Raw genomic sequence first — 12,905 nt, 5'->3', positions numbered from 1 at the left:
CCGGCCATATCATGCTTACAGACCGATCCTAATGGCTGACCATGAACAGATTATGTCCACCGCGTTTCAAATCAACAGAATCTGGCTTATAAGACCAACATCTGGCTGTGAAAGACGTTCCTTCACATACTCATATGCCGCGTATCAATAATGCCACACCAACGTTGCATCAACAACACATGATGCATCACATTATATTCCAGTATTTCACACCCTGACCGGATGATCAGTGGCAGCCAGCCATGCCCGGACCTGTGCCTGCGGGTCCGGCATGCGGATAAAATCGGACACTGCCGAAACACAGTCCGCCCCCGCCGCAATACACAGTGGCGCGCGGGCAAGGGTAATCCCCCCGATGGCGACCAGCGGGATATCGCCAATGCGCTGCTTCCACACCGACAGTTTTTCCGTACCCTGCGGCCCCCAGGGCATTTTCTTCAGCTTCGTGGGCCAGACCGGCCCCAACGCCACGTAATCCGGGGCAACCGACAGCGCGCGGTCCAGTTCAGCATCACTATGGGTGCTGACCCCCAGTTTCAGCCCTGCCGTGCGGATGGCAGGCAGGTCCGCCGTATCCAGATCCTCCTGCCCCAGATGGATGAAATCCACCCCTTCCTCAATCGCCACCTGCCAGTAATCGTTCAGCACAAGGCAGACATCATGCGCGCGAGCCAGGCGAAGGGCTTCACGGACCGCGCGGCGCAGTTCATCCTCCCCCATGTCCTTGAGCCGCAACTGGATCAGCCGCGCGCCCGCCTGCCCCAGACTGCCGACCCAGTGCGCCGCGTCCACGACCGGATAGATACGGGACGGAAGCACCGTGGTCATAGCACGGCCTGCCCGATCACGGGCGTGGAGGGCACGGCCATGTCACGTTCTTCCATCGGGTCGGCAATATAGGCCATGCGCCCTGCCTCCACCGCCATGGCAAAGGCACGCGCCATTTCCGCAGGATTGCCCGCCTTGGCCACCGCCGTATTGATCAGCACCGCGTCATAACCCAGTTCCATCGCCTGCGCGGCATGGGACGGCACACCTATCCCGGCATCAACCACCATGGGCACATCGGGAAAATGGGCCCGCAGCGCCCGCAGGCCAAACAGGTTGTTCAGCCCCTTGCCCGACCCGATGGGCGCGCCCCACGGCATCAGCACCTCACATCCTGCGCGCAGCAGGCGTTCCGCACCAACCAGGTCCTCGGTCATGTAGGGAAAGACCCTGAACCCGTCTTCCGTCAGGATGCGGGCAGCTTCGACCAGCGCGAACATGTCGGGCTGCAGGGTATCGGATTCCCCGATCACCTCCAGCTTGATCCAGTCCGTGCCAAAGACCTCACGCGCCATCTGCGCCGTGGTCACCGCTTCACGCACCGTATGACAGCCCGCCGTATTGGGCAGGACGGGCACATCGAGTTCCCGGATCAGCGCCCAGAACGCCTGCCCCGCGCGCGTGCCTGCGGCCTCGCGCCGCAGCGAGACGGTGACCACCCCGGCCCCGGCCCGGCGCACGGCATCCGCCAGTATTTCGGGGGATGGGTACTGCGCCGTGCCCAGCATCAGGCGTGACGACAGTTCAGTGCCGTAAAAAAGGGTCATTGCGGTTATCCTCCCTGCATGGGGGCCAGAATTTCCACCTGTGCCCCGTCATGCAGGGGGTGGGTCGCGCGCCGGCCGGCCGCGACAAAGCTGCCATCCACCGCGGTCGCAACGCGGGCAGTGGCATCATATCCCAGTTCATCAAGCAATGCTGCCAGGCTTGCCGCCGTCACGTCATGGTGTTCGCCGTTCACCAGAATCCGCATGTCCGTCCTCCCCTTATGGCGGGTTCAGCCCCTGTCAAACACGATATCGGCCGCCTCGGCCGCGCGAACGGGTGAAAGCAGGAAACCATGCCGATACATGCCATTGATATGGATATGCCGCCCCGACTGCCTGACGGCTGGCATGTTGTCGGGATAGGACGGGCGCAGGCCGGTGCCGGTTTCCAGTATCTCGGCCTCCCCGAACGCGGGATGCAGGGCATAGACCGCACCCAGCATTTCCACCATTGAACGCAGGGTCATGGGTCCCGCGTTCTCACTTTCGATCATGGTCGCCCCCACCATGTACACATGCCCCGCACGGGGCACGATGTAGATGGGAATGCGCGGATGCAGCATGCGCACCGGACGATGCAGCGTGACATCGGGACAGCGCAGCAACAGCATTTCCCCGCGCACCCCGCGCATATCAACCATCTGGTCGCGGGCCGCAATACCGGTGCAGTCCACCACCCAGTCATAGCCCGACGTGCTGGCGTCAACCGGCACGTTGAAATGCAGGTTGCCCCCCAGTTCAACCAGCCGCGCCGCCAGCGCCTGCAAGGCGTCGCGCGGGTTGACGTGCCCTTCACCTGCGAAAAACAGCGCACGGGAAAAACGGTCGGCAAGGTCGGGTTCCAGTTGCGCGATCCCGGCTTCGCCAATCGTGGAAAAATGCGAAGTCCTGCGTGCGAACCGCATGATTTCACGCACATCACGCGGGGGCGCCAGCACCAGGGTACCGTTGCGGTCCACGCCGGGGACATGCTGGTCCCACCAGTCGAGGGAGGCCAGGGACTGCGCGGTGACTTCCGGGGTTGCGGATTCCGCCTCGCACCACGGCGCCAGCATGCCGCCCGCCTTCCATGACGCGCCCCAGCCCACGCGACCGCCACATTCATGCACGCTGACCCGCGCGCCACGTTCAGCCAGGGTAACCGCCGCCGTCAGGCCCGACACACCAGCGCCACGCACAAGGACGGACGGTCCCGCCCCGTGGGGGATTGCCGTTTGTGCTGCCATATGCGTCGTATCCCCTGTAGCGGTTGTCTGTATCTTGCTGTGATTGTGCCGGTTATGCCTGACGTGTCTATTCAACAGTCACGGATTTGGCGAGGTTGCGCGGCTGGTCCACATCCGTGCCCTTCAGCAGGGCGACCTCATAGGCCAGGATCTGCACCGGGATGGTCTGCAGGATCGGGGCCACGAATTCATCCACGGTCGGGATCGCCACCACGCATTCCGCGATTTCACGCAGGCGCGGCGCCCCGGCCATGTCCGTGAACACCAGCAGGCGCCCCCCGCGGGCCTTGGCTTCCTGCAGGTTGGACAGCGTTTTTTCGAACAATGGCCCCGACGGCACGGTGGCCACCACCGGCACCGTGTTGTCGATCAGGGAAATCGGGCCGTGCTTCATCTCGCCCGCGGCATAGGCCTCGGCGTGGATATAGGTGATTTCCTTGAGCTTCAGCGCGCCCTCCAGCGCCACGGGGAACATCGCCCCACGACCAAGGTAGAGTACGTCGCGCGCTTCGGCCACGATGGTGGCCATGCGGCGGATTTCATCATGGCGTTCGAAGACCTCGGTCGCCTTGCTGGGCAGGTCAAGCAGGGTGGTCACCATGCTTTCCTCCTGCTCCGCGGTCATCAGTCCGCGCGCACGGCCCAAGGCAATGGTCAGGCATGCAAGGACGGACAGCTGCGCGGTAAAGGCCTTGGTGCTGGCGACCGATATTTCAGGCCCCGCCACGGTGCCCAGCACGGCGTCGCTTTCACGTGCCATCGTGCTCTGTTCAACATTCAGCACCGAGACGATATGCTGCCCGGCCTCACGCATGCCGCGCAGGGCGGCCAGCGTGTCCGCCGTCTCGCCCGACTGGGAAATCAGCAGCCCGAGGCCGCCACTGGCCAGTGGCGGATTGCGGTACCGCATCTCGCTCGCCACATCTATATCGACCGGCAGGCGCGCATACTGCTCGATCCAGTACCGCCCGATCATGCCTGCGTAAAAAGCCGACCCGCAGGCCGTCAGCACCACGCGCGGAATGGCGGCAAGGTCGAATGGCAGGTCCGGCATCACCACACGCCGGGTAGCCGGGTCGATCATGCGCTGCAGGGTCTGCCCGATCACGACGGGATGTTCGTGCAGTTCCTTTTCCATATAGTGCCGGTAGCCGTCCTTGCCGACCGATGCCGCGATCAGCGCGGTCAGCCTGACCGGGCGTTCGACCGGGTTGCCCGCCATGTCAAAGAACGCAGCCCCCGCGGGTGTCACCACGGTCCAGTCCCCGTCATCCAGATAGGCGATGCGGCGTGTCAGCGGCGCCAGCGCCAGGCTGTCGGAGCCAAGGAACATCTCGTTATCGCCAAAGCCCACCACCAGCGGCGCGCCATGCCGCGCGCCGATGACCATGCCATCATGTCCCGCGAAGATCATGGCCAGCGCATAGGCGCCTTCCAGCCGCCTGAGGCATTCATGCGCGGCCTCCCGCGGGGAAAGGCCGCGCTGCAGGTGGTAATCGACCAGCTGGGCGATCGTCTCGCTGTCCGTATCGGTCGAGAAGACCTGCCCTGCCGCCTCAAGTTCGTGGCGCAGTTCCTCGAAATTCTCGATAATGCCGTTATGGACGACCGATACGCGTTCCGTTCCGTGAGGGTGGGCATTGTTTTCGGTGGGCGCGCCATGCGTGGCCCAGCGCGTATGGCCGATGCCGGTTACACCCGGCAGCGGCATGCGCGCCAGAAGGGTGGCCAGATGGTCCAGCTTGCCCGCCGCGCGCCGGCGTTCGACGTGGCCTTCCTCCAGCGTGGCGATCCCTGCGGAATCATACCCGCGATATTCCAGCCGACGCAGCGCGTCCAGAATGACCGGCGTGGCCTGATTGCTGCCAACAACCCCTACAATGCCACACATCAGCCCCGTTCCTTCCTGTTCTTCAGCCGTTCGCGAAATGATGCGGCATATCCTGCCCTGTTGGCCTGGCGTGCCCGGCCAATGGCCATGGCGTCATCAGGCACATCATGGGTAATCACGCTGCCTGCCGCCGTAATGACACCGCTGCCCACCCGCACGGGAGCCACCAGCACCGAATCCGAGCCAATGAAACTGTCTGCGCCAATTTCGGTCCGGTGTTTGTACACACCATCATAATTGCAGGTTATGGTGCCCGCGCCGATATTGGCCCCGCTACCCACCGTGGCGTTACCCAGATAGGTCAGGTGACTGGCCTTGGCCCCCGCCCCCAGTGTCGTGGCCTTGATTTCCACAAAATTGCCCACGCGCGCCCTTGCCCCCACATCGCTGCCGGGACGCAGGCGGGCATAGGGACCGATCTGCGCACCCGGGCCGACGATTGCCCCCTCAACGTGCGAAAAGGCATGGATTTCCGCGCCACTTTTTACATGTACGCCGGGGCCGAACACCACGTTGGGATGCACCACCGTATCGGGTTCCAGCACGGTATCGGCACACAGGAAGACGGTATCGGGGGCAACAAGCGTCGTGCCTCCATCCATCACCGCCTGCCGGAGGCGCGCCTGCACACAGGCTTCCGCCTGTGCCAGTTCGGCGCGGGAATTGATACCGCGCAGTTCATCTTCCGGCGCTACCACCGCGCGCACGCTGCGTCCGTCGGACACGGCGCGGGCCACCACATCGCCCAGATAGTACTCACCCTGCGCGTTGTCGTTATTGATTTCATCCAGCCAGCGGCGGAAATCAGCGGCATCAGCGCACAGCACGCCGGCATTGCACAGCCGGATTGCCCGCTCCGCCGGAGTGGCGTCCGCCCACTCCACGATCCGTTCAACCCGCCCGTCATGCGTCACCACGCGGCCATAACGCGCCGGATCGGCCGGTTCCATCGCCAGCAGGGCAAGGCCGGTATCATTGCTGCGGCGCTGTTCCAGCAGGGCGCGCATGGTATCGGGCGTGATCAGGGGGTTATCGCCATACAGGACCGCAACATCACCATCGCCAAACAGGGCTTCGGCCTGGCGTGCGGCATGGCCGGTGCCCAGGCGGTCCTGCTGCACCACGACCTGATGCGCGGCGGCAAGGGCCGCCACATCATCCATGTCCGGTCCCACCACCACCACGATACGGTCAAAGATCCGGGCCGCATTATCCAGCAGGTAGCGCAGCATGGGCTGCCCCGCCAGCGGGTGCATGACCTTGGGACGCTGCGATTTCATGCGCGTGCCACGACCCGCCGCCAGTATGACAGCGGTCGACAGGGTGCGTGCAGGGGCGGATACTGCGGTATCGGTCTGGGTATTCATGGCAGTGTGCGGGTACTCCGCCCCTGCGTTGCCTGTCAAACCCTTATGCGCGCGCGATACCATCACTTAGAATTTCCGATTGCTACTTCATTCATATGCTCAAAGGCGTTCATGATGACTTCTCTCCCGCCCCGTCTTGCCGTTTTTGACATGGACGGCACGCTTATCGACAGCCTTCCCGATCTTGCGGCCTGCGCCAACCGGCTTCTGGCGCATTATGGCCTGCCACCCATAGCAACGCAGCAGGTCCGCCCCATGATTGGTGATGGCGTGGCCGTCCTGGTCAGCCGCCTGCTGGTCCATGCGGGATCCGCCGCCACGGGCATTGACGCAGCCGAAGCAACCAGACGCTACATGGCCGATTACACGCCCCATTCAACCAACCTGTCCCGCCCCTTTCCCGGCACCATCGGCATGCTGGAGGAATTGCGGGCCGCAGGGTGGCAGATGGCTGTCTGCACCAACAAGCCCGTTGCCGCGGCACGCCATATCCTGCAGGTCCTTGATCTGGAAAAATGGTTCGTGGCCGTGGGTGGGGGCGACAGCTTCAGCGTGCGCAAACCCGACCCGCGCCATCTGCTGGGTACGATTGAAATGGCGCATGGCGACCCGAAGCGCGCGATCATGACCGGCGATCATCATAACGACATGGCCACCGCCATCGGGGCGCATGTCCCCGCCATCTTCGCCCGCTGGGGTTATGGTCGCCCGGAAATGGAAGCGGGCGCCACGGTTGGTGCCGATTCTATTTCCGAAATCCCCCATCTGGCCAATGAACTGGTGCCCGCGTAACCGGTCAGACGTCGAGATTGGCAACCTTCAGCGCGTTGCCAACAATGAAGTCGCGGCGGGGTTCGACCACATCCCCCATAAGGGTGGAAAAGACCTGCGCCGCGTTTTCCACATCGCCTACCTTGACCTGCAGCAGGGTACGCATGGCGGGATCCAGCGTGGTTTCCCACAGTTGTTCGTCATTCATTTCCCCCAGCCCCTTGAAGCGGTTGATGGACAGGCCCTTGCGGCCCTGCGCCAGAATCCGTTCATACAGCGATGCCGGCCCGTTGAAGGGCTGGGGCTGCCCGTCAATGACCAGTTGCACCGGCCCTGCGAAATCAGCCACCAGACGGTCGTGGCGATCAGCCAGCCACCGCACTTCCGCGCTGCGCAGCGCCAGGGCCTCAAGGCGGTAGACCTCGCCTACCCCACGCACGCTGCGGGCCATTTCCAGGCCGCTGTCACTGACGGCAACCTTCCACCCGCGTTCAGTGGGGGGAGACACCGCGTCCAGCCGCGCCTGCAGGTCCACAATCCGTTCCGGCACCGCCTGCGGGTCAGCCCGCAGCGCACCCGCAATCGCCGCCTGTTCCAGAATCCAGACCGGCACCCGCGCCGACAGGCGCGACAGGGCACGGGTCACGTCACGGATGAACATCACGTCGGAACGCATGGCCTCGCCCCCGACCTCGCGCCCGTCGGCATATTGCAGCGTGGCATTGGCCAGCGCCTTGTCCAGCAGGTAGGATTCCAGTGCCGCATCATCCTTCAGGTACCGCTCGTCATTGCCGCGCTTGGCGCGGTACAGCGGCGGCTGGGCGATATACAGGTACCCGTTTTCAATCAGTTCGGGCATCTGCCGGAAGAAGAAGGTCAGCAGCAGCGTGCGGATATGCGACCCATCCACGTCAGCGTCGGTCATGATGACGATGCGGTGATAACGCAGTTTTTCAATCGAAAAGCCGCCATGTTCCACATCACCCCGGCCAATCCCGGTGCCCAGTGCGGTAATCAGCGTCCCGATTTCAGCCGAACCCAGCATGCGGTCAAACCGCGCGCGTTCGACATTCAGGATCTTGCCCTTCAGCGGCAGGATAGCCTGGAACCGCCGGTCACGCCCCTGCTTGGCCGTGCCGCCAGCCGAGTCACCCTCGACGATGAACAGTTCGGACTTTGCCGGATTGCGTTCCTGACAGTCGGCCAGCTTGCCCGGCAGGGAGGAAATATCCAGCACTCCCTTGCGCCGCGTCAATTCACGCGCGCGCCGCGCCGCCTCACGCGCGGCGGCCGCATCCATGACCTTCGCCACGATGTGGCGGGCTTCCTTGGGGTGGGTTTCAAACCAGTGGGAAATCATGTCGGCGGCGGCGGCATGCACCACCGGCTGCACTTCAGACGAGACCAGCTTGTCCTTGGTCTGGGATGAGAATTTGGGGTCCGGCACCTTGACCGACAGCACGGCGGTCAGGCCTTCGCGCATGTCCTCGCCATTCAGGGCGTGGCTGTCCTTCTTGCTGGCATTGGCTTCGGCATAACGACCGACCACGCGGGTCAGCGCCTGACGGAAACCGGCCAGGTGCGAACCGCCATCGCGCTGGGGAATGTTGTTGGTGAAGCACAGCATGGTTTCATGGAAACTGTCGTTCCATGTCAGGGCGAATTCGACCTTGATGCCGTTTTCATCATTCTGCAGGCTGCCGGTAATCGGCGGCTCGACAATCGCGTTCTTGCCCTGGTCCAGCCATTCGACAAAAGCACACAGGCCGCCTTCGTAATGGAATTTCTCCTCACGCGCCGGGGTGTGGCGTTCGTCACGCAGGACGATTTTCAGCCCGGAATTGAGGAAGGCCAGTTCACGCAGGCGACGTTCGAGAATCGGGAATTCGAACTCCACCTTGGCAAATGTCCCGGCGCTGGGCTTGAACGTGACCTGCGTGCCGGTCGGATCACTGCTTTCGCCCACCACGCGCAGGGGTTCATCGCGCTCACCCGCGCGGAAACGGATCATGTGTTCCTTGCCATCGCGCCAGATACGGACTTCCATCCATTCCGACAGCGCGTTGACCACGGCAGCGCCCACACCGTGCAGGCCGCCCGATACCTTGTAGGAATTCTGGTTGAACTTGCCGCCCGCATGCAGCTTGGTCAGCACGACTTCGGCCGCGCTTACCCCTTCTTCATGGTGCATGTCGGTCGGGATGCCACGCCCGTCGTCACGTACGCTGACGCTGCCATCCCCGTTGAGGGTCACGATGCAGGTGGTGGCAAAGCCTGCCTGCGCCTCATCCACGGCATTATCGATGATTTCGAAGGCCATGTGGTGCAGGCCCGACCCGTCATCGGTATCGCCGATATACATGCCGGGGCGCTTGCGTACCGCGTCCAGCCCCCTCAGAACCGAGATGGATGCCGCATCATAGTCCGCAGCGGGTGTCACACCCCCCACGGCCTCGGCATCGTGTTTCTGATCGGGACTGGATTGATCGGACATGCCGGCAGATGCTCCACAGCGGACAACAACAAAATAACAGAATGCATTATAGCCTGAACCACCCGGCTGAACCAGCATTCCCCACCGAAATCATGCACGTGGCGCGAGATTACCTTCGACCGGCGTCACGAATTCGGCAATCTGGCGCAACGGGGCAAACTGTTCGTGGTCCGTGCCGGTCAGGAACACGCCCGTATCCATCCGTCCAATGGCCTGGAACAGGGCATCGCGTCGCACATCATCCAGATGCACCAGCGGTTCATCCAGCAAAAGCATGGGCATCTGCCCCCGGCATGCGGCCAGGATACGGGCATGTGACAGGACGATACCCAGCAGCAGCGCCTTCTGCTGGCCCGTGCTGGACTGGCTGGCCGGGCGCAGGCTCAGCCGGTCGGCCATGCGCAGGTCGGTACGGTGCGCGCCAAAGCGACTTCCCCCACGCTGGCGGTCGATCATACGCATGGCCGCGATCTGTTCCGCCAGCCAGTCTTCCACCGCAAGGGCGGGCATTTCGCGCAACCGGTCGGCAATCGCGCAGTCCAGTTCCAGCCACGCGGCGGGAAAGCCATCGGCCACCGCCTGTTCATCAGCATTCAGCCGCGCCACCATATCCACCCGGGCGGCAACCGCGGCCACGGCATGACGCGCCATGGTGCGTTCAAGGGCGGCCAGCCAGTCCTCATCCGCCCCACGTTGCGCCAGCAGGCGACTGCGCTGCATCATCGCGCGGTCATGGGCCGCCAGTTCCCGCGCATGGCCAGGTTCCAGCGCCAGCACCAGCCGATCCAGAAAGCGGCGACGACCGCCTGCCCCTTCCTGAAACAGGCGGTCCATCTGTGGTGTCAGCCATACGGCGGAAAAATATTCACCCACGGCATCGCGGTTGCGCAGGGCCTGCCCATCAACACGGAACGCCCGTCGTTCAGGCCGGACGGGATCGGCCCCGGTGGCGATCTGGATGGACAGGGCGTCATCACCCCACTGCGCCGCGACATCAGCGGCAACACCCCACAGGATGGCATTGTTACGGGGCAGTTCATCCATGCGCGCGCCCCGCAGGCCACGTCCGGGCACCAGCAGCGAGACCGCTTCCAGCAGGTTGGTCTTGCCACTGCCATTCGGCCCGGTAATGACCGTGACCGGGCATGCCGGTTTCCATGAAAGATGGTGGTAATTACGGAAATCCGTAAGAACCAGCCGCGTCACGCAGGCCATGCGACCAGACGGCCGCGCGTGATCACACGCGCATCGGCATCAGGACATACAGCGCGGACGGGCTGTCCACATCACGCACGATGGTGGGCGCGGAACTGTCGGAAAAGGCAAATTCCACTTCCTTTTCCACCTGATCGGTAATGTCGTTCAGGTACCGGGCCTGAAAGCCGATCTCGATGGGGGTTGCGTCATAGGAGACGTGGTTTTCGTCCAGTTCTTCCGTCGCGGTACCCTGGTCCTGACTGGCGGCGGACAGGGTCAGCAGGTTGTGCGCCATGCTCAGCTTGACCGGGCGGGAGCGTTCCTGACTGATCGCGGCCACGCGGGATACGGCGTCGGAAAAGATCTTCTTGCCCACGCGCAGGATCCTGTCATTGCCGTGCGGGATCACGCGTTCATATTCAGGGAAGGTGCCGTCAATCAGCTTGGATGTCAGCGTGATGTTGCCGATGGAGAACTGGATGCGGGTATCGGACAGGGCAACATCAACCTGCTCCGGACCTTCATCAAGCAGCTTGCGCAGTTCGGCCACAGTCTTGCGCGGCACGATCACACCAGGCATGCCGGCACTGCCTGCGGGCAGTTCGGTTTCCACCCGGGCCAGACGGTGCCCGTCGGTTGCCACCGCGCGCAGCACCTGCCCCGCATCGCCTTCGGCCACATGCAGGAAAATGCCGTTGAGGTAATAGCGCGTCTCCTCGGTGGAAATCGCGAACCGCGTGCGGTCGATCAGGCCACGCAGCACCTGTGCCGGAATACTGAATTCATGCGGCAGGTTCCCCGCCATCATGGACGGGAAATCATCCACGTCCAGCACGTTCAGGCTGGTGGCGAACCGGCCCGCCCGCAGGCCCAGCGGCGCATCGCCCCCGGCATGGTCCAGTTCAACCTGCGCGCCATCGGGCAGCTTGCGCACGATTTCATACAGGACAGCCGCCGGCGCCGTGACCGCGCCATCACGATGGGTTTCGGCCGCAACGCCCTCGACAACCGCGATTTCCATGTCGGTGGCGGTCAGGGTCATGGCGCCGTCCACGACATTGATCAGCACGTTGGCCAGGATGGGGATGGTATTGCGCTTCTCGGCAACGCTCTGGATATGGGCCAGTGCCTTGAGCAGCGTTACGCGGTCGGCCTTCAACTTCATCGGTACAATATCCTCCACATCCCGTCCCGTCACGGCAGGCATACGTGCAGACGGGGGGCGACCAGTCTAGCAGCCCCTTGCGACTCTGGTAAAGAGGTCGTTGAATCCTAAATTCGTTCAGCTTTCCAGCATGCGCCGCAGCAGTTCCACATCCTCGGCAAAGGCAGGATCCTGTTCCATCAGTTCCGTCACCCGGGTCACCGCGTGCATGACCGTCGTATGGTCACGGTTGCCGAACTTGCGCCCGATTTCAGGCAGGGAACGGCTGGTCAGCTGCTTGGCCAGGTACATTGCCACCTGCCGGGGGCGCGCCACGGCGCGCGCACGCCGGGCCGAAGACATGTCGGTCAGGCGGATATTCCAGTGTTCAGCCACCTTGCGCTGGATTTCCTCGATGGTGACGCGACGGTCATGCGCCTTGAGGATGTCATGCAGCACGTCCTGCGTCGCCTCCAGCGTCACGGGACGGCCAAACAGGTTGGCATGCGCGATCAGGCGGTTCAGCGCGCCCTCAAGCTCACGCACGTTCGACGTGATCTTGTGGGCGAGGAATTCCAGCACCTTGGCGGGCACCACCACGCCGGACGCACTGGCCTTGGCCTCAAGGATGGAAATACGCAGTTCGAACGTGGTGGCATGGATATCCGCCACCATGCCACAGCCAAGGCGGGTGCGCAGCCTGTCCTCCAGCCCCGACAGGTCGGAAGGCGACTTGTCGGCCGACACCACGATCTGCCGTCCCGCATCAACCAGCGCGTTGAAGGTGTGGAAGAATTCTTCCTGCGTATTGTCCTTGCCGATCAGGAACTGCAGGTCATCGATCATCAGCACATCGACGGAGCGCAACTGTTCCTTGAATTCCATGGTGGACTGGGACCGGATGGCCGCGATGAAGCGGTACATGAACTTTTCCGCCGACATGTAAGCGACGGATACCTTGCCCTCACGCAGCAGTTCGGCGCCGATCGCGTGCATGAGATGCGTCTTGCCCAGACCAACACCACCATACAGGAACAGCGGGTTGAAACCGGGGCTGGACGGCCGTTCCGCAACCCGGCGGGCGCAGGCATAGGCGAATTCGTTGGGCTTGCCCACGACAAAGGTATCGAAGGTGAAACGCGGATCCAGGGGGGCGGCAAGATCGCTGCGCACTTCGGCCTGACGCGGTTCCTCCGCCACGGGGGCGGGCGCTGCCGGAC

Annotated in this window: 11 protein-coding genes; 1 reads left to right on the top strand and 10 read right to left on the bottom strand. The window is 63.3% G+C overall.

Annotated features, from left to right (window positions below; translation table 11 throughout):
- Positions 1 to 207 precede the first annotated feature (207 nt).
- The 6 genes from F1542_RS00055 to glmU form a co-directional block, all read right to left on the bottom strand.
- Complete coding sequence (locus F1542_RS00055; RefSeq protein WP_193731213.1) at positions 208 to 828, bottom strand: thiamine phosphate synthase; 621 nt, start codon at positions 826 to 828, stop codon at positions 208 to 210.
- Positions 825 to 1,595 carry a thiazole synthase gene (locus F1542_RS00050; protein ID WP_193731212.1) on the bottom strand — a complete coding sequence of 257 codons (771 nt, stop codon included), beginning with the start codon at positions 1,593 to 1,595 and terminating at the stop codon, positions 825 to 827. The genes F1542_RS00055 and F1542_RS00050 overlap by 4 nt, the downstream gene beginning before the upstream one ends.
- Before the next feature lie 5 nt (positions 1,596 to 1,600).
- On the bottom strand, positions 1,601 to 1,801 hold the full coding sequence (gene thiS, locus F1542_RS00045; protein WP_193731211.1) for a sulfur carrier protein ThiS: 201 nt from the start codon (positions 1,799 to 1,801) through the stop codon (positions 1,601 to 1,603).
- A gap of 24 nt (positions 1,802 to 1,825) precedes the next feature.
- Positions 1,826 to 2,821, bottom strand: coding sequence for an FAD-dependent oxidoreductase (locus F1542_RS00040; RefSeq protein WP_193731210.1), 996 nt, complete (start codon positions 2,819 to 2,821; stop codon positions 1,826 to 1,828).
- 67 nt (positions 2,822 to 2,888) lie between these two features.
- A complete protein-coding gene (gene glmS / locus F1542_RS00035; protein ID WP_193731209.1) occupies positions 2,889 to 4,712 on the bottom strand; it encodes a glutamine--fructose-6-phosphate transaminase (isomerizing) in 1,824 nt (607 codons plus the stop codon).
- Positions 4,712 to 6,079, bottom strand: coding sequence for a bifunctional UDP-N-acetylglucosamine diphosphorylase/glucosamine-1-phosphate N-acetyltransferase GlmU (gene glmU / locus F1542_RS00030; protein ID WP_193731208.1), 1,368 nt, complete (start codon positions 6,077 to 6,079; stop codon positions 4,712 to 4,714). The genes glmS and glmU overlap by 1 nt, the downstream gene beginning before the upstream one ends.
- Positions 6,080 to 6,190: 111 nt before the next feature.
- On the opposite strand from glmU, the gene gph reads away from it, so the two are divergent.
- Complete coding sequence (gene gph, locus F1542_RS00025; protein ID WP_193731207.1) at positions 6,191 to 6,871, top strand: phosphoglycolate phosphatase; 681 nt, start codon at positions 6,191 to 6,193, stop codon at positions 6,869 to 6,871.
- Between the two features lie 4 nt (positions 6,872 to 6,875).
- Here the strand turns inward: gph and gyrB are convergent, their stop codons facing one another.
- The 4 genes from gyrB to dnaA form a co-directional block, all read right to left on the bottom strand.
- Positions 6,876 to 9,344 (bottom strand): DNA topoisomerase (ATP-hydrolyzing) subunit B, encoded by a 2,469-nt coding sequence (gene gyrB / locus F1542_RS00020; protein ID WP_193731206.1) that lies wholly within the window; start codon positions 9,342 to 9,344, stop codon positions 6,876 to 6,878.
- Between the two features lie 90 nt (positions 9,345 to 9,434).
- Positions 9,435 to 10,559 carry a DNA replication/repair protein RecF gene (gene recF, locus F1542_RS00015; protein WP_193731205.1) on the bottom strand — a complete coding sequence of 375 codons (1,125 nt, stop codon included), beginning with the start codon at positions 10,557 to 10,559 and terminating at the stop codon, positions 9,435 to 9,437.
- A gap of 22 nt (positions 10,560 to 10,581) precedes the next feature.
- Positions 10,582 to 11,706: a DNA polymerase III subunit beta gene (dnaN, locus tag F1542_RS00010; protein WP_193731204.1), complete on the bottom strand. Its 1,125-nt coding sequence runs from the start codon at positions 11,704 to 11,706 to the stop codon at positions 10,582 to 10,584.
- A gap of 117 nt (positions 11,707 to 11,823) precedes the next feature.
- Positions 11,824 to 12,905 (bottom strand): chromosomal replication initiator protein DnaA (gene dnaA, locus F1542_RS00005; RefSeq protein ID WP_193731203.1); only part of this gene is annotated, 1,082 nt, incomplete at its 5' end.

Source organism: Komagataeibacter sp. FXV3 (genome assembly GCF_015155755.1).
GTDB lineage: Bacteria > Pseudomonadota > Alphaproteobacteria > Acetobacterales > Acetobacteraceae > Komagataeibacter.
Note: the sequence above shows the minus strand (reverse complement) of the source record. Positions and strands in the feature narration are given on the sequence as shown.